At 59.1% G+C, this 20,902-nt stretch carries 20 protein-coding genes; 17 read left to right on the top strand and 3 right to left on the bottom strand.

All coding sequences use genetic code 11. The features are described from left to right. Window positions 1-107 precede the first annotated feature (107 nt). From accA to ispD, 7 genes are all read left to right on the top strand, one after another. The gene (accA, locus tag I9H07_RS16885; protein ID WP_003314310.1) at window positions 108-1,055 is read left to right on the top strand and encodes an acetyl-CoA carboxylase carboxyl transferase subunit alpha; all 948 of its coding nucleotides are present in this window, start codon (window positions 108-110) and stop codon (window positions 1,053-1,055) included. A gap of 151 nt (window positions 1,056-1,206) precedes the next feature. Continuing rightward, window positions 1,207-2,544, top strand: a complete 1,338-nt coding sequence (gene tilS / locus I9H07_RS16880; RefSeq protein WP_236425437.1) for a tRNA lysidine(34) synthetase TilS — start codon at window positions 1,207-1,209, stop codon at window positions 2,542-2,544. Between the two features lie 264 nt (window positions 2,545-2,808). Beyond that, the gene (locus tag I9H07_RS16875; protein ID WP_236425438.1) at window positions 2,809-4,440 is read left to right on the top strand and encodes a CTP synthase; all 1,632 of its coding nucleotides are present in this window, start codon (window positions 2,809-2,811) and stop codon (window positions 4,438-4,440) included. Window positions 4,441-4,454: 14 nt separating this feature from the next. After that, on the top strand, window positions 4,455-5,300 hold the full coding sequence (kdsA, locus tag I9H07_RS16870) for a 3-deoxy-8-phosphooctulonate synthase (protein ID WP_058824108.1): 846 nt from the start codon (window positions 4,455-4,457) through the stop codon (window positions 5,298-5,300). 139 nt (window positions 5,301-5,439) lie between these two features. Then, window positions 5,440-6,726, top strand: coding sequence for a phosphopyruvate hydratase (eno, locus tag I9H07_RS16865; RefSeq protein ID WP_024675622.1), 1,287 nt, complete (start codon window positions 5,440-5,442; stop codon window positions 6,724-6,726). A 189-nt stretch (window positions 6,727-6,915) separates the two neighbouring features. Next, entirely contained in the window at window positions 6,916-7,194 is a 279-nt protein-coding gene (gene ftsB / locus I9H07_RS16860; RefSeq protein ID WP_024675621.1) for a cell division protein FtsB, read from the top strand. Window positions 7,195-7,206: 12 nt separating this feature from the next. Continuing rightward, window positions 7,207-7,917 (top strand): 2-C-methyl-D-erythritol 4-phosphate cytidylyltransferase, encoded by a 711-nt coding sequence (gene ispD, locus I9H07_RS16855; protein ID WP_236425736.1) that lies wholly within the window; start codon window positions 7,207-7,209, stop codon window positions 7,915-7,917. A 6-nt stretch (window positions 7,918-7,923) separates the two neighbouring features. Here the strand turns inward: ispD and I9H07_RS16850 are convergent, their stop codons facing one another. Beyond that, the gene (locus I9H07_RS16850; protein ID WP_024675619.1) at window positions 7,924-8,820 is read right to left on the bottom strand and encodes a LysR family transcriptional regulator; all 897 of its coding nucleotides are present in this window, start codon (window positions 8,818-8,820) and stop codon (window positions 7,924-7,926) included. Between the two features lie 104 nt (window positions 8,821-8,924). Here I9H07_RS16850 and I9H07_RS16845 point away from each other — a divergent pair, with 104 nt between their 5' ends. From I9H07_RS16845 to rpoS, 8 genes are all read left to right on the top strand, one after another. Continuing rightward, complete coding sequence (locus I9H07_RS16845; RefSeq protein WP_024675618.1) at window positions 8,925-10,037, top strand: S-(hydroxymethyl)glutathione dehydrogenase/class III alcohol dehydrogenase; 1,113 nt, start codon at window positions 8,925-8,927, stop codon at window positions 10,035-10,037. A 96-nt stretch (window positions 10,038-10,133) separates the two neighbouring features. After that, window positions 10,134-10,979, top strand: a complete 846-nt coding sequence (gene fghA, locus I9H07_RS16840; protein ID WP_236426108.1) for an S-formylglutathione hydrolase — start codon at window positions 10,134-10,136, stop codon at window positions 10,977-10,979. 53 nt (window positions 10,980-11,032) lie between these two features. Continuing rightward, window positions 11,033-11,506, top strand: coding sequence for a 2-C-methyl-D-erythritol 2,4-cyclodiphosphate synthase (gene ispF, locus I9H07_RS16835; RefSeq protein WP_024644408.1), 474 nt, complete (start codon window positions 11,033-11,035; stop codon window positions 11,504-11,506). Then, the gene (truD, locus tag I9H07_RS16830) at window positions 11,503-12,561 is read left to right on the top strand and encodes a tRNA pseudouridine(13) synthase TruD (RefSeq protein WP_236424632.1); all 1,059 of its coding nucleotides are present in this window, start codon (window positions 11,503-11,505) and stop codon (window positions 12,559-12,561) included. Before ispF ends, truD begins: the two co-directional genes overlap by 4 nt. Next, window positions 12,549-13,298, top strand: a complete 750-nt coding sequence (surE, locus tag I9H07_RS16825; RefSeq protein WP_024675615.1) for a 5'/3'-nucleotidase SurE — start codon at window positions 12,549-12,551, stop codon at window positions 13,296-13,298. Before truD ends, surE begins: the two co-directional genes overlap by 13 nt. A gap of 41 nt (window positions 13,299-13,339) precedes the next feature. Continuing rightward, window positions 13,340-13,975, top strand: a complete 636-nt coding sequence (locus I9H07_RS16820; RefSeq protein WP_201022786.1) for a protein-L-isoaspartate(D-aspartate) O-methyltransferase — start codon at window positions 13,340-13,342, stop codon at window positions 13,973-13,975. 206 nt (window positions 13,976-14,181) lie between these two features. Beyond that, window positions 14,182-15,048, top strand: a complete 867-nt coding sequence (locus tag I9H07_RS16815; protein ID WP_058824104.1) for a peptidoglycan DD-metalloendopeptidase family protein — start codon at window positions 14,182-14,184, stop codon at window positions 15,046-15,048. Window positions 15,049-15,151: 103 nt separating this feature from the next. Then, window positions 15,152-16,162, top strand: coding sequence for an RNA polymerase sigma factor RpoS (rpoS, locus tag I9H07_RS16810; protein WP_058824103.1), 1,011 nt, complete (start codon window positions 15,152-15,154; stop codon window positions 16,160-16,162). 550 nt (window positions 16,163-16,712) lie between these two features. On the opposite strand, the gene fdxA is transcribed toward rpoS, so the two are convergent. Both fdxA and mutS read right to left on the bottom strand, forming a co-directional pair. Then, window positions 16,713-17,036, bottom strand: a complete 324-nt coding sequence (fdxA, locus tag I9H07_RS16805) for a ferredoxin FdxA (RefSeq protein ID WP_024644414.1) — start codon at window positions 17,034-17,036, stop codon at window positions 16,713-16,715. A gap of 246 nt (window positions 17,037-17,282) precedes the next feature. Continuing rightward, window positions 17,283-19,850: a DNA mismatch repair protein MutS gene (gene mutS / locus I9H07_RS16800; RefSeq protein ID WP_236427026.1), complete on the bottom strand. Its 2,568-nt coding sequence runs from the start codon at window positions 19,848-19,850 to the stop codon at window positions 17,283-17,285. A 272-nt stretch (window positions 19,851-20,122) separates the two neighbouring features. On the opposite strand from mutS, the gene I9H07_RS24900 reads away from it, so the two are divergent. Further along, window positions 20,123-20,254, top strand: a complete 132-nt coding sequence (locus I9H07_RS24900; protein WP_268744416.1) for a hypothetical protein — start codon at window positions 20,123-20,125, stop codon at window positions 20,252-20,254. 83 nt (window positions 20,255-20,337) lie between these two features. Further along, window positions 20,338-20,838 carry a CinA family protein gene (locus I9H07_RS16795; RefSeq protein WP_024675610.1) on the top strand — a complete coding sequence of 167 codons (501 nt, stop codon included), beginning with the start codon at window positions 20,338-20,340 and terminating at the stop codon, window positions 20,836-20,838. Window positions 20,839-20,902: the final 64 nt, after the last annotated feature.

The raw sequence follows: 20,902 nt of genomic DNA, 5'->3' as shown, positions 1-20,902 counted from the left end.
GCTCGACGCTGAATTTAATTTCGACCTGACCGCGCCTGTTCCGAACCGGAAAGGCGCAGACGGATCAACCGGCCGGCCTCTTGGCCGTTTACCCAAGACGGATGCCTATGAACCCGAATTTTCTTGATTTCGAACAGCCTATCGCTGACTTGCAGGCCAAAATCGAAGAGCTGCGCCTGGTGGGCAATGACAACTCGCTGAACATCGGCGACGAGATCTCCCGCTTGCAGGACAAGAGCAAGACGCTCACCGAAAGTATCTTCGGTAACCTGACCAGCTGGCAGATCGCGCGCATGGCGCGTCATCCGCGCCGTCCGTACACACTGGATTACATCGAAAACATCTTTACCGAATTCGACGAACTGCATGGCGATCGGCACTTCTCCGATGACGCCGCAATAGTCGGCGGCATCGCTCGTCTGGACAATCAGCCGGTCATGGTCATCGGTCATCAGAAAGGCCGTGAGGTTCGCGAGAAGGTTCGTCGCAACTTCGGCATGCCGCGTCCTGAAGGCTATCGCAAGGCCTGCCGTCTGATGGAGATGGCCGAGCGCTTCAAGATGCCGATCCTGACCTTCATCGACACGCCGGGTGCCTATCCGGGCATCGACGCCGAAGAGCGCAACCAGAGCGAAGCGATCGCCTGGAACCTGCGGGTGATGGCGCGTCTGAAAACCCCGATCATCGCCACGGTGATTGGCGAAGGCGGTTCCGGTGGTGCGTTGGCGATTGGCGTCTGCGACCAATTGAACATGCTGCAGTATTCGACCTACGCGGTGATCTCGCCGGAAGGCTGCGCATCGATTCTGTGGAAGACCGCCGAGAAGGCACCGGACGCTGCCGAAGCCATGGGCATTACGGCTGATCGCCTGAAAGGCCTGGGTATCGTCGACAAGGTCATCGCTGAACCATTGGGCGGCGCGCACCGTGATCCGGTGGCAGCCGCTGCTCTGATCCGTGAAGAGTTGAGCAGCCAGTTGGCCATGCTCAAGGAGTTCGACAACGACGCACTGCTGGCGCGCCGTTACGACCGACTGATGAGCTACGGTCTGTAAGCGGCATCGCCCCGATTGTTTCTACGCCTTGCGGGCTTCTGCCCGAAGGGCGTGGGAGCGTACCGCGCGACGCTTCGTTTGTTCGCGAAAGGGCTTGCTGAGCACTGAAGCTGTCAGTGTGCGAACAAGCAAAGCCCGATGAGAAACACCAATGACCACCCCCACACGCAGCGGTCATGACCTTCCCGCCAGACTTCTTCAGGTTCTGGCACCCTGGCGCAACGCGCCTATCTGGCATGTCGGCCTCTCCGGCGGCCTCGATTCCACCGTGCTGTTGCATCTTCTGGTGGAAATATCCCGACGCGAAACGCTGCCTGCTCTACATGCTATCCATATCCATCACGGGCTACAGCCTGCTGCTGACGTCTGGCCGGTGCATTGTCAGCAAATCTGTCGGGCACTGGGCGTAGCGTTCGAGCTAGTGCGCGTGCAGGTCGAGCCCGGTGCGAGCATCGAGCAGGCTGCGCGGCAGGCGCGCTATGCCGCATTTGCTGACCGTCTGGGCGAGGGCGACGTGCTGCTGACCGGTCAGCACCGCGATGATCAGGCCGAGACCCTGCTGTTTCGTTTGCTGCGCGGTGCCGGTGTGCGCGGTCTGGCGGCCATGCCCGTGCAGCGCATTCTGGGGCGTGGTCATCTGCTGCGACCGCTGCTGGATGTGCCGAGAATCGAGCTGGAAGGCTATGCGCATCAGCATGGCCTGAATTGGGTCGAAGATCCCAGCAATAGCGATCAGCAGTTCTCGCGCAATTTTCTGCGCAGTCAGGTGCTGCCCCTGCTGATCTCCAGATGGCCGCAGGCGGGTGCCAGTCTGGCGCGCACGGCGGGTCATCTCGGCGAGGCGCAGCAGTTGCTGGACGAACTGGCGATGCAGGACATTGCCAGTACCCACGGCACGACGGCGTTTGCCTGGCTTGGCCTGCCTGTGCTGAGCCTTGGGCCGATTGCCGGATTGTCCGCAGCACGGCAACGCAATGCGCTGCGTTACTGGCTCGCGCCGTTGACCCGGCTGCCGGATACCGATCACTGGGCTGGCTGGGAAACGCTGCGCGATGCAGCGCCCGACGCATCACCGTTGTGGCGGCTTGCCGATGGTGCGCTGCATCGCGGGCAGAACTGCATCTGGTGGCTGCCCGCAGGTTGGGAGCAGGTCTGTTCGGGGCCGACGCAGTGGCTCGATCCTCGTGCCCCGTTGAGTCTTCCCGGCAATGGTCAGTTGCTGCTGGAGGGCGGCGCGCCAGCTGGCCCGTTGCAGGTTCGTTATCGTCAGGGAGGGGAGGTGATGCGCATCGACGGACGTGGCCGTCGTGATCTCAAGCGGTTGCTCAATGAACAGGCGGTACCCGCGTTTCTGCGCGGCAGATTGCCGCTGCTCTACCGCGAAGACGAGCTGCTGGCCGTCGCCAACCTGCCCGGACTGGACGCTTCGCCCAATGAACGCTGGCGTTTGCGCTGGGTTGCACCGACCAGCGACCAAAGTTTGAGCTGAAAGGCCCTTTCAGGTAGACTACGCTCCCTTCTTGATACAGCTTCTGTTGGTTCTTTTGAAACAACGCAAGTTGCCGGTTACCAACCAGTGTTTGCTGGGTAATTCTTAAAAATGTAGCGCACACCACACTGGCTTCGGCCGGTCGGTTTCAACGCAGCAGTTTCAGGAGTACACCGTGAATTTTGTCGGTAATCGGGGGCTTCGGCCTTCCTTCGCTTTCCCCGGCGGCTCTGACCGCTTTAACGCAGACTTCTAGGGTTTTTCATGACGCGCTACATCTTCGTCACGGGCGGTGTTGTTTCTTCATTGGGGAAAGGCATTGCCTCGGCTTCACTGGCGGCCATCCTGGAGGCGCGGGGACTCAAGGTCACCATGCTGAAACTGGACCCCTACATCAACGTCGACCCAGGCACCATGAGCCCGTTCCAGCACGGTGAGGTGTTCGTCACCCACGACGGCGCTGAAACCGACCTGGACCTTGGTCACTACGAGCGGTTCATCCGCACCACCATGACCCAGAACAACAACTTCACCACCGGCCGTGTGTACGAACACGTCCTGCGCAAAGAGCGCCGTGGTGATTATCTGGGGGCGACCATTCAGGTCATTCCGCACATCACCGACGAGATCAAGCGCCGCATCATCAAAGGTGCAGGCGATGCCGACGTGGCACTGGTCGAGATCGGCGGTACGGTCGGCGACATCGAGTCGCAACCGTTCCTCGAAGCCATCCGCCAGTTGCGCTTCGAAGTCGGCGCACGTCGCGCGATGCTGATGCACCTGACACTGGTGCCGTACATCGCCACTGCCGGCGAGACCAAGACCAAGCCGACACAGCATTCGGTGAAGGAATTGCGCTCCATCGGTCTGCAGCCTGATGTTCTGGTGTGCCGCTCCGATCACCCGATCGACATTTCTTCACGGCGCAAGATTGCTCAGTTCACCAACGTCGAAGAGCGTGCGGTCATCGCCCTCGAAGACGCGGACACCATCTACAAGATCCCGGGCATCCTGCACTCGCAGGGGCTGGACGATTTCGTCGTCGAGCGCTTCGGCCTGCAATGTGGCGGTGCCGACCTGTCCGAGTGGGAAAAGGTGGTGGACGCAAAGCTCAACCCGGAACACGAAGTCACCATCGCGATGGTTGGTAAATACATGGAACTGCTCGACGCCTACAAGTCGTTGATCGAAGCCATGAGCCACGCCGGTATCACCAACCGCACCAAGGTGAACCTGCGTTACATCGATTCCGAAGACATCGAGAACCAGGGCACCGGCCTGCTGGAAGGCGTCGATGCGATTCTGGTGCCGGGCGGCTTTGGCCTGCGTGGAGTCGAAGGCAAGATCACTGCCGTGCAGTTTGCCCGCGAAAACAAGGTTCCGTATCTGGGTATCTGCCTGGGCATGCAGGTGGCGGTCATCGAGTTCGCACGTAACGTGCTGGGCTGGAAAGACGCCAACTCCACCGAATTCGATCGTACCAGCGCGCATGCCGTGGTCGGTCTGATCACCGAGTGGGAAGACGCCACTGGCGCAGTCGAAACCCGTACCGAGAGCTCCGATCTGGGCGGCACCATGCGTCTGGGCGCGCAGGAATGCCAGCTTGAAGCCGGTTCGCTGGTACACGATTGCTACGCCAGGGACGTGATCGTCGAGCGCCATCGCCATCGCTACGAAGTGAACAACAACCTGTTGCCGCAACTGATCGAGGCGGGTCTGAAGATTTCCGGCCGCTCCGGTGACGGTGCGCTGGTCGAAGTGGTCGAAGCGCCGGATCATCCATGGTTCGTGGCTTGCCAGTTCCACCCGGAATTCACGTCCACACCACGTGACGGGCATCCGCTGTTCAGCGGTTTCGTCAAAGCGGCATTGGCTCAACATCAGAAAAATTCCTGACAGGGACTTCACACATGGCTCAGAAAATCATTCGCGTAGGTTCGATCGAGATCGCCAACGACAAGCCGATGGTGCTGTTCGGCGGCATGAACGTGCTCGAATCCCGGGACATGGCCATGCAGGTCTGTGAAGAGTACGTGCGGGTTACTGAAAAACTCGGTATCCCTTACGTGTTCAAGGCCAGCTTCGACAAGGCCAACCGCTCCTCGGTGAACTCCTACCGTGGCCCGGGCCTTGAAGAAGGCATGCGCATTTTCGAAGAGATCAAGCGCACCTTCAATGTGCCACTGATCACCGACGTACACGAGCCTCATCAGGCTGCGGTCGTGGCTGAAGTCTGCGACATCATCCAGTTGCCTGCTTTTCTGTCGCGCCAGACCGATCTGGTGGTTGCCATGGCCAAGACCGGTGCAATCATCAACATCAAGAAAGCCCAGTTTCTCGCCCCACAGGAAATGAAACACATCCTGACCAAGTGTGAAGAGGCGGGTAACGATCAGCTGATTCTCTGCGAGCGTGGTTCAAGCTTCGGCTACAACAACCTGGTGGTGGACATGCTTGGCTTCGGCATCATGAAGCAGTTCGAATACCCGATCCTGTTCGACGTGACCCACGCCCTGCAGATGCCGGGTGGTCGTTCGGATTCTGCCGGTGGCCGTCGTGCCCAGGTTCTCGATCTGGCCAAGGCCGGTATCAGTCAGAATCTGGCGGGTCTGTTCCTTGAAGCCCATCCTGATCCTGATAACGCCAAGTGCGATGGCCCTTGCGCCTTGCGTCTGGACAAACTGGAGCCATTCCTGGCCCAGCTCAAGTCACTGGATGAACTTGTCAAAAGTTTTCCGATCGTAGAGACCGCTTGAGCAGGGTTCTCCGGTAAAGTGCCGTTCCCCGTCATTCGTGACGGGGTTGTCGCATTCAGGGCTGCCGGTTTTTGCGCCTGACTGTGAACATCGTTTTTCCTGCTGCGTCGTTTTCGTCAATCCTGGAGTGTTTACAACAATGGCAAAAATCGTTGACATCAAAGGTCGTGAAGTTCTTGACTCCCGTGGCAACCCAACCGTTGAAGCAGATGTGCTCCTCGATAACGGCATCATCGGTAGCGCTTGCGCGCCGTCTGGCGCTTCAACCGGCTCGCGCGAAGCGCTGGAGCTGCGTGATGGCGACAAGAGCCGTTACATGGGCAAGGGCGTTCTGAAGGCTGTTGCCAACATCAACGGTCCGATCCGTGACCTGCTGCTGGGCAAGGATCCGGTTGATCAGAAGGCGCTGGACCACGCGATGATCGCGCTGGACGCCACCGAGAACAAGGCAAGCCTTGGCGCAAACGCCATCCTCGCCGTGTCGCTGGCTGCTGCCAAGGCCGCTGCCCAGGATCAGGATCTGCCGCTGTACGCGCACATCGCCAACCTCAATGGCACGCCGGGCGTCTACTCGATGCCGGTGCCGATGATGAACATCATCAACGGTGGCGAACATGCCGATAACAACATCGACATCCAGGAATTCATGATTCAGCCTGTGGGCGCCAAGAGCTTCGCTGAAGGCCTGCGCTGGGGCACCGAGATTTTCCATCACCTCAAGGCTGTACTCAAAGCACGCGGCCTGAACACCGCGGTGGGTGATGAAGGTGGTTTCGCTCCTAACCTGGCGTCCAACAAAGAAGCACTCGACGCTATCGCCGAGGCCGTCGCCAATGCAGGCTACACGCTGGGCACCGATGTGACCCTGGCGCTGGACTGCGCGGCCAGCGAGTTCTACAAGAACGGCAAGTACACGCTCAGTGAAGAGGGCGAGTACGATTCTGCCCAGTTTGCCGAGTACCTTGCCGAGCTGACCCGCAAGCACCCGATCATCTCCATTGAGGACGGTCTGGACGAGTCTGATTGGGATGGCTGGAAAATCCTCACTGACAAGATTGGCGAGAAAACCCAGCTGGTCGGTGACGACCTGTTCGTGACCAACACCAAGATCCTGAAAGAAGGCATCGACAAGAAGATCGCCAACTCGATCCTGATCAAGTTCAACCAGATCGGTACGCTGACTGAAACGCTGGAAGCCATTCAGATGGCCAAGGCCGCTGGTTACACGGCGATTATCTCTCACCGTTCCGGCGAAACCGAAGATTCGACCATTGCCGACCTGGCGGTGGGGACCGCTGCCGGTCAGATCAAAACCGGTTCGCTGTGCCGCTCCGACCGCGTCTCCAAGTACAACCAGTTGCTGCGTATCGAGGAGCAATTGGGTGCCAAGGCTGTGTATCGTGGTCGTGGTGAGTTTCGCGGCTGAGCCATAGATGGTAAAAGACGCAGAGCGTTGCGCAGATTCGAGCCTCGCGGCTGGTCTTCGCAGCGTCAATGCTGACGCTCCGCGGTAATCTGGAGTGATTGAGCCTGGCTTATGTCAGGCTCAATGCCCTCAGTGATGTGTGCTTTATGCTGGCTCTGCAGTCCTTTTTACTGGGTACCTGATATTTCAATGCGCAGTCCTAACTGGTTGTTCCTCATCCTGCTTCTGATGCTGGGTGGCTTGCAATACCGTCTGTGGGTCGGTAACGGCAGCCTTGCGCAGGTGGCCAGCCTGACTCAGCAGATCGCCGACCAGCATGCTGAAAACGAGGTGCTGCTGGAGCGTAACCGTGTGCTGGATGCCGAGGTTATGGAACTTAAAAAAGGTCTGGAAACCGTCGAGGAGCGCGCTCGGCATGAGCTGGGCATGGTCAAGGACGGCGAAACGCTTTACCAGCTCGCGCAATAATAAGTGGGTGCGATGAAAGACTTTCTTCCTGCCTTCTGGGCAGTGATTCCTGCGGCGGGCATCGGTGCTCGCATGGCAGCCGACCGTCCCAAGCAATACCTGCAACTGGGCGGCCTGACAATTCTCGAACACAGCCTGCTTTGCTTTCTCGATCACCCCCGACTCAAGGGGCTGGTGATCAGCCTTGCTGTGGACGACCCTTACTGGGCGGACTTGCCATGTGCGCATGATTCACGCATTCAGCGCGTGGATGGCGGCAGCGAGCGTTCCGGTTCAGTGCTCAACGCGCTGCTGCATTTGCACGCGCAGGGGGCAAGCGACAACGATTGGGTGCTGGTCCATGATGCGGCACGTCCGAACCTGGCGCGCAGCGACCTGGATAATCTGCTCGGCGAGCTGGCTGACGATCCGGTTGGCGGCCTGCTGGCAGTACCGGCACGCGATACGCTCAAGCGTGCCGACAGCAGCGGTCGGGTGCTTGAAACGGTGGACCGCAGCCTGATCTGGCAAGCGTTCACGCCGCAGATGTTCCGTCTGGGCGCCTTGCATCGCGCACTGGCGGACAGCCTGGTGTCGAACGTCAGTATCACTGACGAGGCGTCGGCCATCGAGTGGGCAGGGCAGTCGCCCCGGCTGATCGAGGGGCGCTCCGATAACATCAAGGTCACTCGCCCCGAGGACTTGGAATGGCTGCGTCAGCGCCGCAGCGAGTTCGCTCGCTAAGCCCCGCTACTGGCGATACTCATCGCGCATCGCCAGCTCTTCTTTCAGGTAATCCACCAGCTTGCGCACTTTGGGCGACAAGTGCCTTTGTTGCGGGTAAAGCGCCCAGACTGCGGTGTTGGGTGGCTGATGCGCTTCCAGCAGCGACACCAGCGTGCCGTCCTTGAGGTGCTTCTGCACGTAATAATCAGGCAGCTGACACAAGCCGACGCCGTGCAGCGCGGCGTCCAGTACCGCTTGCCCGCTGTTGCAGCGCCAGTTGCCTTGCACCCGCTGAGAAAACTCACGACCGTTCTGTTGCAAAAGCCAGGTATCACTGCCTCCGATCAGGCAGTTATGGCGACTCAGTTCCGACAGGCTGTGTGGTCGGCCATAACGCTGAATGTAAGAGGGGGCTGCGCACAGGTACATTTGCCGGGGGGCGAGGCGGGTCGCGACCAGTCGGGAATCCTGTAGCCGCCCCAGCCGAATCGCCAGGTCCATGCCTTCATGCACCAGATCAAGCGTGTCGTTGCTCAGCTCGATGTCGACGCGCAAGTGCGGATACAGCCCCATGAAACGCGTCACCAGCGGCGTGATGAACCGTTCGCCGTAAGCCACCGCGCAGGTCATGCGCAGCAACCCTTTCGGCTCACTGGCCAGATCGCCCACTGCACGCAGTGCTTCCTCTCTGCCGTCCTGCAAACGCTGGCAATGGTGCAGAAAGGTCTGGCCTGCCTCGGTCAGCGCGACCTTGCGTGTGCTGCGATAGAGAAGGCGGGTTTGCAGGCGTTCTTCGAGGCGTACGATCTGCCGGCTGACGTGCGAAGACGACACGCCCAGCCGTTGTGCAGCTGCCGTGAACTGGCCGCACTCGGCAACGGCGACAAATTCGTCCAGCCCTTCCCAGCGATTGGTATACATCGATTATCCCTGTACAGCATTAATGTTTTGCTTTTGGCTGTATTACTCGTCAATTCGCACTGTACTACACTGCAAACCTTGTTTTTACTCGCCGGAGAATATTGATGATCAAGTCACGTGCTGCAGTGGCCTTTGAAGCCAAAAAGCCATTGGAAATTGTCGAAGTCGACGTCGCCATGCCCAAGGCCGGAGAAGTGCTGCTCAAGGTAGTGGCGTCCGGCGTTTGCCACACCGACGCCTACACGCTGTCCGGCGCTGACCCTGAAGGCATATTCCCGTCGATTCTCGGTCACGAAGGCGGCGCGATTGTCGAAGCCGTTGGCGAGGGTGTGACCTCTGTCGTGGTCGGCGATCACGTCATTCCGCTGTACACCCCGGAATGCCGTCAGTGCAAATTCTGCCGTTCGGGCAAGACCAACCTGTGCCAGGCGATCCGTTCGACCCAGGGCAAAGGCCTGATGCCGGATGGCACCACTCGCTTCTCCTACAAAGGCGAGCCGATCTTCCATTACATGGGCACGTCGACGTTCTCTGAATACACCGTGTTGCCAGAGATTTCCGTAGCCAAAATCGACAAAAAAGCGCCACTGGAGAAAGTCTGCCTGCTCGGTTGTGGCGTCACCACCGGCATCGGTGCTGTACTCAATACGGCCAAGGTCAAGCCGGGCGACACTGTGGCCGTCTTCGGTCTGGGCGGTATCGGCCTGTCGGCGGTGATTGGCGCGGTAAAAGCCAAGGCGGCACGCATCATCGCCATCGACATCAACCCTGCCAAGTTCGAGATTGCCAAACAGCTGGGTGCAACCGACTGCGTCAACCCGAAGGACTTCGATCGGCCGATTCAGGAAGTCATCGTTGACATGACGGATGGCGGCGTCGACTTCTCCTTTGAATGCATCGGTAACGTGCAATTGATGCGTTCGGCACTCGAGTCTTGCCATAAGGGCTGGGGCGAGTCGGTGATCATCGGTGTCGCCGGTGCCGGTCAGGAAATCTCCACCCGTCCGTTCCAGCTGGTCACCGGGCGCGTCTGGCGCGGTTCGGCGTTTGGTGGCGTGCGTGGTCGCACCGAGCTGCCAAGCTACGTCGACATGGCGCAGACCGGCGAAATCCCGCTGGATACTTTCATCACCCATACCATGGGCCTGGAAGACATCAACAAGGCGTTCGACCTGATGCACGAAGGCAAAAGCATCCGTACCGTCATTCATTTTTGAGGAACAGCGGCAAGCTGTCAGCTCCAAGCGGCAAGCACGAAGGTCTGTTACCTGCTTGTAGCTTGCGGCTTATAGCTTGCAGCTGGAGGACACGACATGCCTTTGGAAAATATTTCCTGTCAGAAAAGCTTCGGTGGCTGGCACAAGCGCTACAAGCACCACTCGACCGTACTGGGCTGCGACATGGTGTTCGCCGTCTACCTGCCGCCGCAGGCCGAGCAGGGCGGCAAGCTGCCAGTGCTGTACTGGTTGTCGGGCCTGACCTGTACCGATGAAAACTTCATGCAGAAAGCGGCGGCGCATCGGCTCGCAGCCGAACTTGGCATCATTATCGTGGCGCCCGACACCAGCCCGCGTGGTGCCGATGTCGCCGATGACCCGGACGGTGCCTGGGATTTCGGTCAGGGGGCGGGCTTCTACCTGAATGCCACCGAAGCGCCTTACGCTCGGCATTATCAGATGCATGATTATGTAGTCAAAGAGCTACCCGCTCTGATCGAAGCGCATTTCCCGGCGTCACAGGTCCGTAGTATCAGCGGCCATTCAATGGGCGGTCATGGCGCGCTGGTCTGCGCGTTGCGCAACCCCGGGCGCTACAGGTCAGTGTCGGCGTTTTCGCCAATCAGTAACCCGATCGATTGCCCGTGGGGGCAGAAAGCCTTTTCCCGCTACCTGGGCGAAGACCGCTCGCGATGGCGTGAATGGGATGCCAGCGTGCTGATGTCGGAAGCTGCGGAGAAGCTGCCGACGCTGGTTGATCAGGGCGACCGTGACGATTTTCTGGTCAATCAGCTCAAGCCGGAGGCATTGGTTCAGGCCGCCAAAGCTGCTCACTATCCGCTGACCCTGCGGATGCAGCCAGGCTATGACCACAGCTACTTCTTCATCGCCAGTTTTATAGAAGACCATTTACGGCATCATGCGCAAGCCTTGAACAGCTAAGCTGCGTCAAAGCAGGTAGAATCACGCCCTGTCTTTTTTCAGGGCGTTTTTCTATGCGTATTGGCCATGGCTATGATGTGCACCGTTTCGCTGAAGGCGATTTCATAACCTTGGGCGGCGTGCGGATTGCACACGGGTTCGGCCTGTTGGCCCACTCCGATGGCGATGTCCTGCTGCACGCCCTCAGTGATGCGCTGCTGGGCGCCGCTGCGCTGGGCGACATCGGCAAGCATTTTCCCGACACCGATCCGCAATTCAAGGGCGCTGACAGCCGTGTACTGTTGCGCCATGTGCTCAAACAGATCCATGGCAAAGGCTGGAAGGTCGGCAATGTCGACGCCACCATCGTGGCCCAGGCGCCGAAGATGGCCCCGCACATCGACGCTATGCGCGCGTTGATCGCCGAGGATCTGGACGTTGAACTGGACCAGGTAAACGTGAAAGCCACTACCACGGAAAAACTCGGTTTTACGGGCCGTGAAGAAGGCATCGCGGTGCATGCCGTCGCGTTGTTGCTGCGCGCATGACCGAACTCGAACTGCTGGGCCCAAGGGCCTATGGCGATGCATTGGGTCGCGCAGCGCTCAAGGCCACTGCTGAAGACTTTCAGGTCGATGAGGTGCTGGATATTCCGCTGTCTGGCGCTGGCGAGCACCTGTGGTTATGGGTCGAAAAACGAGGCCTGAACACCGAGGAAGCCGCCCGCAGGCTGGCACGTGCCGCAGGTGTGCAGCTGCGTACCGTCAGCTACGCCGGCTTGAAGGACCGCCAGGCCTTGACCCGGCAATGGTTCAGCATCCAGTTGCCAGGCAAGGCCGATCCTGATCTTGCGGCGGCGCAGGACGAGACCCTGCAGATTCTCAAGAGCGTCCGGCACACGCGCAAATTGCAGCGCGGGGCTCATGCGGCCAACGGTTTCACGCTCAGGCTGACGCAGTTGAGCGCCGACCAGGCCGCGTTGAATCAGCGCCTGGAAACCATTGCCCGGCAGGGCATTCCCAACTATTTCGGCGCGCAGCGCTTCGGTTATCAGGGCGGCAATCTGGGCGAGGCTCGCGATTACGCAGCCCGACAGGCGCTCCCCGAGCAGCGTGCGGTGCGCTCACGGCTGTTGTCCACGGCGCGCAGTTACCTGTTCAATCGGGTACTCGCAGCGCGGGTTATCGATGGCAGCTGGCAGCACGCCCAAGTGGGTGATTTGTTGGCGTTCACCGACAGTCGCAGTTTTTTTCCGGCCGGGATTGCCGAGTGCAGCGACCCTCGCCTGGCGATTCTCGATCTCCATCCTACCGGCCCGCAGTGGGGGCAGGGCCTTTCGCCAGCTTCCGGCGCGACCGCCGAGCTGGAAAACGCCATTGCCGCTGATGAGTCTTCACTGCGCGACTGGCTGGTCAGAGCGGGCATGGATCACGAACGGCGCATCCTGCGGCTGCCCATTGGGCGGCTGACGTGGCATTATCCCGAGCCTGACATTCTGCAACTGGAATTCGTCCTGCCGCCCGGATGCTTCGCCACTGTTTTGGTGCGCGAACTCGTTGATCTGGTGCCGGTCGGGCAGACGGACAGCTCATGCGTATTCTGATATCAAACGACGACGGGGTGACTGCGCCCGGTCTTGCGGCGCTGCATGCGGCGCTGGCGGACTATGCCGAGTGCGTGGTGATCGCCCCTGACCAGGACAAAAGCGGTGCCAGCAGTTCGCTAACACTGGACCGGCCCTTGCATCCGCACACCCTGGACAACGGTTTCATCAGCGTGAATGGTACGCCGACCGACTGCGTGCACCTGGGGCTGCACGGGCTTCTGGAACGTGAGCCGGACATGGTGGTGTCGGGAATCAATCTGGGCGCTAATCTGGGTGACGATGTGCTGTATTCCGGCACCGTTGCCGCTGCACTCGAAGGGCGCTTCCTGAAGCGTCCGTCATTTGCCTTTTCGTTTCTGTCACGTCAGCCGGATAACCTGGCGACGGCGGCGCATTATGCGCGTTTGCTGGTAGAGGCCCATGAGCGGCTCGACCTGCCTCCGCGCACGGTATTGAACGTGAATATTCCGAATTTGCCGCTTGAACACATCCGGGGCATTCAACTGACCCGCCTCGGGCATCGTACCCGCGCCGCCGCCCCGGTCAGAGTGGTTGACCCGCGTGGTCGGGCCGGTTACTGGATCGCTGCTGCCGGTGACGCCGAGGATGGCGGTGCCGGGACTGATTTCCATGCCGTCATGCAGGGTTACGTATCGATTACGCCGCTGCAACTTGATCGAACCTTTCAGGATGGTTTCAGCAGCCTGAGCAACTGGCTGGAGGACCTGCGCTGATGTCGCGTGAGCAGGATGATCTATTACGTCGCGGGATCGGGATGACCTCGCAACGAACACGCGAGCGCTTGATTCAGCGTCTCTGCGAAGAAGGCATTACCAACCATCGGGTACTGGACGTCATTCGCAAGACGCCCCGGCACCTGTTCGTCGACGAGGCGCTCGCGCACCGCGCTTATGAAGACACGGCGCTGCCTATCGGCCATAACCAGACAATCTCCCAGCCCTATATGGTTGCGCGGATGAGTGAGCTGTTACTCGCAGCCGGCCCGCTGGACAAAGTCATGGAAATCGGCACCGGCTCCGGCTACCAGACCGCCGTACTGTCGCAATTGGTCGAGCGGGTATTTTCGGTCGAGCGTATCAAGGTCCTTCAGGACCGCGCCAAGGAACGTCTGGTCGAACTCAATCTGCGCAATGTGGTGTTTCGTTGGGGCGACGGCTGGGAAGGGTGGCCTGCGCTGGCACCTTACAACGGCATCATCGTCACGGCAGTGGCCACCGACGTGCCACAGGCGCTGCTCGATCAACTGGCCCCCGGAGGGCGGTTGGTCATCCCGGTGGGCTCGGGCGAAGTGCAGCAATTGATGCTGATCATCCGCGAAGAAAACGGGTTTTCCCGGCATGTACTGGGCGCCGTGCGCTTCGTTCCTCTGCTCAATGGACCGATCGCTTGAAGATTGTCAGTACCCGCGAGTGAATTCTGGCGTCACTCACCGGTCTACAGCGGTCAGTCCCTGTTCACAAATAGCTAAATGGCATCATTTCACGTAGCTGACTGATATATAACAGCGATTTCAGCAGTTAATCACGGGCTGCCCGCCGCGCTTGCGGCACAATAGGCCTCTTTTTTGAATCGGTCACCAGTAAAAGGGAGTGGCGGGTGAGTCTCACAGTCATTCAGCAGCTCAAGTCTTCAAGAAGTTATCAGCGTCTGGTGATTGGCATTGCTCTCAGTGTCCTTCTGGTCGGCTGCTCCAGCACGCCGTCCGGTGGCGTTCGCGTGGTCGACCGCAATGGCAATGCCGTCGCGCAGCGTCCTACGGTGACCACCGGGCAATATGTCGTCAGGCGCGGCGATACGCTGTTTTCTATCGCGTTTCGTTACGGCTGGGACTGGAAGGCGCTGGCCGCCCGCAACCAGATTCCTGAGCCGTTCACCATCAAGCCAGGTCAGACCATTCGCTTCGACGGGCGCTCCTCCTCAACATCCGGTATAGCGTCTGCCCCGGCTGAAGGACGTCCGACCACGTCCACTTCGACCACGAGCAGCGGTTCGGGCTCGGTGAAAACCACCGTTATGTCCAAGCCGATTGCGGTTGTACCGGTGGTGATACCACCGTCAGCGACGACCGGCACAGGCCCGGCTGGCAAGTCTCCGACGGGTTGGACCTGGCCTTCAAGCGGCATTTTGATAGGAAAATTTTCCTCAAACGGCAGTTTGAATAAAGGAATTGATATCGCTGGTGATTTGGGACAGCCTGTTTTGGCAGCGTCTGATGGTTCGGTCGTTTACGCCGGAAGCGGATTACGAGGCTACGGCGAATTGATCATCATCAAACACAGCGATACCTACGTCAGTGCCTACGGTCATAATCGCAGGCTCCTGGTACGGGAAGGTCAACAGGTCAAGGCAGGGCAGACGATTGCCGAAATGGGGTCAACAGGAACTGACCGGGTGAAACTGCATTTTGAGATTCGCCGTCAAGGGAAACCTGTAGACCCACTGGGATTTTTGCCACGTCGTTGATAGTTGCCAGCCTGTTCCTGGCGTAATAGGAACAGGCTCAAGCGATGCCATGGAACCAGGCGCCGCTGGAGCTTGAGGTCGAACTCACCAAAGGACTAAAACAATGGCTCTTGGCAACGAAGCGCCGGAGTTTGACATCGATGATGAAGTGCTCCTTATGGAAGCCGGCATTGTCCTGACGGAGGCGTCAAACGAGAAGCAGCCAGCCGCTGCTATATCGGGACGTGTCAGGGCCAAGCATTCAACATCGCTCAAACAACACAAATACATCGACTACACCCGAGCGCTCGACGCTACCCAGCTGTATCTCAATGAGATCGGGTTTTCCCCTCTGTTGTCTCCGGAAGAAGAAGTTCACTTCGCGCGTCTGTCGCAAAGTGGCGATCCGGCCGGACGCAAACGCATGATTGAAAGCAATCTGCGGCTGGTGGTTAAAATTGCCAGGCGCTATGTCAATCGTGGCCTTTCATTGCTGGACCTCATCGAAGAGGGCAATCTGGGGCTTATCCGGGCTGTCGAGAAATTCGATCCTGAGCGGGGGTTTCGTTTTTCCACCTATGCCACCTGGTGGATACGCCAGACCATTGAACGCGCGATCATGAATCAGACCCGGACCATCCGGTTGCCGATTCACGTCGTCAAGGAACTGAACGTCTATCTGCGTGCGGCCAGAGAGCTGACCCAGAAGCTGGACCATGAGCCCTCCCCGGAAGAAATCGCCAACCTGCTTGAACGACCTGTAGGCGAGGTCAAGCGCATGCTGGGCCTGAACGAGCGGGTTTCATCCGTGGACGTTTCTCTTGGGCCTGATTCGGACAAGACCCTGCTCGACACCCTGACGGATGACCGTCCTACCGACCCGTGCGAATTGCTGCAGGATGATGATCTGTCTCAGAGCATCGATCAGTGGCTATCCGAGTTGACCGAGAAACAGCGAGAAGTGGTCATACGGCGCTTCGGTTTGCGCGGGCACGAAAGCAGCACGCTTGAAGACGTCGGCCTGGAAATCGGGCTGACCCGCGAGCGGGTGCGTCAGATCCAGGTTGAAGGACTCAAGCGCCTGCGTGAGATTCTTGAAAAGAACGGCCTGTCCAGCGAGTCGCTCTTCCGCTAATTCCCCCTTCCTGTGCGTCACCCCAAGGCCGATATAACACGTGATGTGTGTATCGGCCTTTTTATATGTCTTGCGTCATCCAAAGGTCGCTGTCGAAACGGTGTAGCAGGGTTTCTGCTGTCTCTGAACAGTCCTCGTGCATGGCATACGGATCCCAAATGTTGTAAGTCATCGCGTACGTGTGCTGTAAGTCATCAAGTCATTACGGGTGAGATTTTTTACCTTAAGCAGTGCCGTCTGTATTCAACCTGCTGATATGAATGATTTTTTTATTTTCTGATGCGCAGAGGTAGAAATATTATGCTGCGTTTCGGCTGTTGCCCTGCAGCGTTAAATCTCTAATATCGAAGCTGTGCCAACGGACAGGCACAGGCCATCAAGGATGAAGGTCACGGACATCGCGGGATGCGATTCATCAGGATGATGACAAGGGAATACAGGGATCATGGAAAAAATGTGGGCGGGTCAAACCGCCCCTTTTTTTGTCCTGAATTTGCCGAATTCAGCGTAATAAAAAGGCCCTTTAAAGGGCCTTTTGTCTGTCTGGAGCCTAGCGTTCCAGTTCAGCGATTTTTCCAGGTTTGCCATCCCACTCTGCGGCGTCAGGCATGGCCTCTTTCTTCTCGGTGATATTGGGCCAGACTTCGGCAAGCTCGGCGTTCAGCTCGATAAAGTTTTCCATACCTGCAGGTATCTCGTCTTCCGAGTAAATGGCCACAGCAGGGCACTCAGGCTCGCAGAGCGCACAGTCGATGCACTCGTCGGGGTGAATGACCAGAAAGTTCGGGCCTTCGTAGAAGCAGTCCACCGGACAGACTTCTACACAATCGGTGTATTTGCACTTGATGCAGTTGTCGGTGACGACGAAGGTCATTTCTAATTCTCTCCTCAGGCGGCTGCAGCAGAGCCCTTCCAGACAGGGTTGCCAGGTTCGGGAGGTTTCCCGGCCCTATGAAAACACGTGCTTTTGGTGAGTGGCCTTGAAGCAGTCCGACTGCATCTCCTGCCACTTACCCTTGGTTCGCTGCGTTTTCACGCGGCTCGAAAAACACCCCGGCCAGGCTAAAAGCCGGGAGCATCCCAAACCGCGCGGGATTCTAACAGCTTGTAACGGCTCGCGTCACAGACGTGTTTGCAATGTGTATAGCAAATCCAGAGCCTGTCGCGGGGTCATGTCATCAACCTTGATCTTCGACAGTTCGTCGAGCAGGGGGTGCGGCAGGCTTGCAAACATGTCGCTCTGTTGCGGGACGGCAGGTTTACCGGGTTTGGCGCGCGGCTGCTCATGGGGCAGGCTGGTGGTTTCCAGGCGCTGCAAGTGCTCCTTGGCGCGGGTGATGACTTTGCCCGGAACGCCGGCCAGTTGCGCCACGGCCAGACCGTAGCTCTGGCTGGCAGGTCCCGGCAGCACGCGGTGCAGGAACACGATCCGCTCGTTGTGCTCGGTGGCATTCAAATGCACGTTGGTGACCAGCGGTTCACTTTCCGGCAGCACGGTCAATTCGAAGTAATGCGTTGCGAACAGCGTGTAGGCACGCAGTTGCGCCAGGCATTCGGCGGCGGCCCAGGCGAGCGACAGACCGTCGAAGGTACTGGTTCCGCGTCCTACTTCGTCCATCAGCACCAGGCTCTTGTCGCTGGCGTTGTGCAGGATGTTGGCGGTCTCGCTCATTTCCACCATGAACGTCGAGCGACCGCCGGCGAGGTCATCGCTGGAGCCGATCCGGGTGAAGATCCGGTCGACCAGCGACAGTTCGCAACGGGCTGCAGGCACAAAGCTGCCGATGTGAGCCAGCAGCACGATCAATGCCGTCTGGCGCATGTAGGTCGATTTACCGCCCATGTTCGGGCCGGTGATGACCAGCATGCGCGTGTTGTCATCGAGGGCCAGGTCGTTGGCAACGAAAGGCGTGCTCAGCACCTGCTCGACTACCGGGTGGCGACCCTGTTCGATACGCATGCAGGGCTCGGCGACGAATCGTGGGCAATTGAGGTCCAGATTGAGGGCGCGCTCCGCGAGGTTGCTCAATACGTCCAGCTCGGCCAGCGCGGCCGCTGTATCCTGAAGCGGTGCCAGATGGCTGATAAGGTCTTCGAGCAATGCCTCGTAAAGCATTTTCTCGCGCGCCAGTGCACGGCTTTTCGCCGACAGTGCCTTGTCTTCGAATTCCTTGAGCTCCGGCGTGATGAAGCGCTCGGCTCCCTTGAGGGTCTGCCGGCGAATGTAGTCGGCCGGGGCCTGCTCAGCCTGCTTGCTCGGCAATTCGATGAAGTAGCCATGCACGCGGTTGTAACCGACTTTCAGATGGCTCAGTCCAGTACGCGCTTTTTCTCGGGCTTCCAGATCGATCAGAAACTGGCCAGCGTTTTCGCTGAGTGATTGCAGCTCGTCAAGCTCGGCGTCGTAGCCGGTCTTCAGGACACCACCGTCGCGAATCACGGCGGGTGGGTTGTCGTTGATTGCCCGTTGCAGCAGGTCAGCAAGCTCCGGGTAAGTGCTGGCGGTCTGCGCAAGTTGCTGCAGGTGCGGCGCGTCGAGGTCGGTCATCGCCTGTTGCAGCTCGGGCAATGCGCTCAGGGCGTCGCGCAACCGGGCGAGATCGCGTGGACGAGCATTGCGCAGGCCGATCCGCGCCAGAATCCGCTCAATGTCACCGATTTCCTTGAGCTGCGGTTGCAGGTTCTCGAAACGATAGCGCTCCAGAAAACAGCCGATGGAGGTCTGGCGTGCCTGCAACACCGTCAGGTCGCGCAGCGGGCGATTCAGCCAGCGAGTCAGCAGTCGGGTTCCCATGGCGGTCTGGCAGCGATCCATGACGGATTGCAGCGTGTTGTCGCGTCCACCCGAGAGGTTGGTGTCCAGCTCCAGATTGCGCCGGCTGGCGGCGTCGAGGATCACGGTATCGTCGAGACGCTCGTGACGCAGGCTGCGCAAATGCGGCAGGGCGGTGCGCTGGGTTTCCTTGGCGTAGCTCAGCAGACAGCCGGCAGCGCCGATGGCCAGCGTCAGGTTCTCGCAGCCGAACCCTTTGAGGTCCTGGGTTGCAAACTGCTGGCAGAGACTCTTGTGCGCGGAATCGCGTTCGAAGTCCCACGGCGCGCGGCGCCTGGCGCCACGCCGCTTTTCAGCCGGCAGGCCTTGCGGCCAGTCGTCAGGTATCAACAGCTCGACCGGATTGATACGCTCAAGCTCGGCCAGCAGGTTCTCCCAGCCCTTGATCTCCAGCACGCTGAAATTGCCACTGGTGATGTCCAGTACAGCAAGGCCGAACAGCCGCTCGTCACCGAGTACGGCAGCGATCAGGTTGTCTCTGCGTTCATCGAGCAACGCTTCATCGCTGATGGTGCCCGGCGTGATGATACGTACCACCTGGCGGTCCACCGGGCCTTTGCTGGTGGCCGGGTCGCCGATCTGCTCGCAGATCACGACTGACTCGCCGAGCTTCACCAGTTTGGCCAAATAACCCTCGGCCGCATGGTAGGGAATCCCGCACATGGGGATGCTCTGGCCGGCCGACTGGCCGCGCGCAGTCAGGGTGATATCCAGCAATTTGGCGGCTTTCTTCGCGTCTTCGTAGAAGATCTCGTAGAAATCGCCCATGCGATAAAACATCAGCTGGTCCGGATGCTGATTTTTCAGCTTCCAGTACTGTTGCATCATGGGAGTATGTGAGGAGAGGTCGGAAATTGCTTTATTCATCAGTGGCTTAGGCAAGTTCTTGAGAGGAGTGAGGCAACCCCGGGGCGTGACGCGCGGTGCCTCTGTGAATCGAGGGGCGTCTGCCGGGTATGTGCGATGGGCGCAAGGTTATCACGCACGACAATGCGCTGCAGTTGCGACGTGGTCCTGCTTATTGGTGACCGGGCGTTTCCCGGCCGCCATGAAGGCCGATTTGCCGTATAGACTTTCAGCGCTGCCACTCGATCGACGAAGGGCAATCTATAAAAAAGGACTTTTATATGAAAAACAAACGTGCGAGGGACTCTGTCAACGGGCGCTTCATTCCCTTGGAGGAGGCCAGAAAAAGGCCGAGAGAAACCACGGTGGAAACGGTCAAAAAGCCCGGGCGCAAGAAAACGACTGATGATTGAACAGGTCACGAGCGGCTGCCTCGCGGCCGTTTTGTTTCTTTAATCGGTTATAAAAGGTTGTATGAATTGAACAGGACTGTCTCGTGGATGAAATAACCCGGCTTGCCGACACGCTCGGCGGCTTGCTCAAGGCAATCAACGCTCAGGTCACCACTGCCGAATCCTGTACGGGCGGCGGCATAGCCGAAGCCATTACCCGGATCGGCGGCAGCTCCGCCTGGTTCGAGGCGGGTTACGTGACATATTCCAATACGCAGAAAACCCGGCAACTGGGTGTGCCTGAAGCGTTGTTCGCGCAGGTTGGGGCGGTCAGTCAGCCTGTTGTGGAAGCCATGGTACGCGGTGCCCGGCGTGAAAGCGCTGCACGATTCGCCGTTGCAGTCAGCGGTGTGGCGGGGCCTGGCGGCGGTTCGGTCGACAAGCCGGTCGGAACGGTGTGGCTGTGCTGGGGCGACGGCGACACGCTTATTGCGCAACGTCACTGGTTCGAGGGCGACCGCGATCAAGTCCGTCTGAAGACGGTACAAACCGCGCTGCAAGGGCTGATACAACTGGCTTGCGGAGAAATGCCAAAACAGGGGTAGGCGTACGGGCATTGCTGTGGAATAATACTGTCTACTTATACAGGTGTTGTGGCCATCAAGGCCC

This window comes from Pseudomonas syringae (genome assembly GCF_023278085.1).
In the GTDB taxonomy this organism is placed as follows: Bacteria; Pseudomonadota; Gammaproteobacteria; order Pseudomonadales; family Pseudomonadaceae; genus Aquipseudomonas; species Aquipseudomonas syringae_Q.
The sequence above is the reverse complement of the archived record's forward strand: the minus strand, read 5'-3'. Positions and strand labels throughout refer to the sequence as shown.

Coding starts and splice junctions, on each gene's coding strand:
- accA (WP_003314310.1), top strand. CDS start 108: ATGAACCCGAATTTTCTTGATTTCGAACAGCCTATCGCTGACTTGCAG.
- tilS (WP_236425437.1), top strand. CDS start 1,207: ATGACCACCCCCACACGCAGCGGTCATGACCTTCCCGCCAGACTTCTT.
- I9H07_RS16875 (WP_236425438.1), top strand. CDS start 2,809: ATGACGCGCTACATCTTCGTCACGGGCGGTGTTGTTTCTTCATTGGGG.
- kdsA (WP_058824108.1), top strand. CDS start 4,455: ATGGCTCAGAAAATCATTCGCGTAGGTTCGATCGAGATCGCCAACGAC.
- eno (WP_024675622.1), top strand. CDS start 5,440: ATGGCAAAAATCGTTGACATCAAAGGTCGTGAAGTTCTTGACTCCCGT.
- ftsB (WP_024675621.1), top strand. CDS start 6,916: ATGCGCAGTCCTAACTGGTTGTTCCTCATCCTGCTTCTGATGCTGGGT.
- ispD (WP_236425736.1), top strand. CDS start 7,207: ATGAAAGACTTTCTTCCTGCCTTCTGGGCAGTGATTCCTGCGGCGGGC.
- I9H07_RS16850 (WP_024675619.1), bottom strand. CDS start 8,820: ATGTATACCAATCGCTGGGAAGGGCTGGACGAATTTGTCGCCGTTGCC.
- I9H07_RS16845 (WP_024675618.1), top strand. CDS start 8,925: ATGATCAAGTCACGTGCTGCAGTGGCCTTTGAAGCCAAAAAGCCATTG.
- fghA (WP_236426108.1), top strand. CDS start 10,134: ATGCCTTTGGAAAATATTTCCTGTCAGAAAAGCTTCGGTGGCTGGCAC.
- ispF (WP_024644408.1), top strand. CDS start 11,033: ATGCGTATTGGCCATGGCTATGATGTGCACCGTTTCGCTGAAGGCGAT.
- truD (WP_236424632.1), top strand. CDS start 11,503: ATGACCGAACTCGAACTGCTGGGCCCAAGGGCCTATGGCGATGCATTG.
- surE (WP_024675615.1), top strand. CDS start 12,549: ATGCGTATTCTGATATCAAACGACGACGGGGTGACTGCGCCCGGTCTT.
- I9H07_RS16820 (WP_201022786.1), top strand. CDS start 13,340: ATGACCTCGCAACGAACACGCGAGCGCTTGATTCAGCGTCTCTGCGAA.
- rpoS (WP_058824103.1), top strand. CDS start 15,152: ATGGCTCTTGGCAACGAAGCGCCGGAGTTTGACATCGATGATGAAGTG.
- fdxA (WP_024644414.1), bottom strand. CDS start 17,036: ATGACCTTCGTCGTCACCGACAACTGCATCAAGTGCAAATACACCGAT.
- I9H07_RS24900 (WP_268744416.1), top strand. CDS start 20,123: ATGAAAAACAAACGTGCGAGGGACTCTGTCAACGGGCGCTTCATTCCC.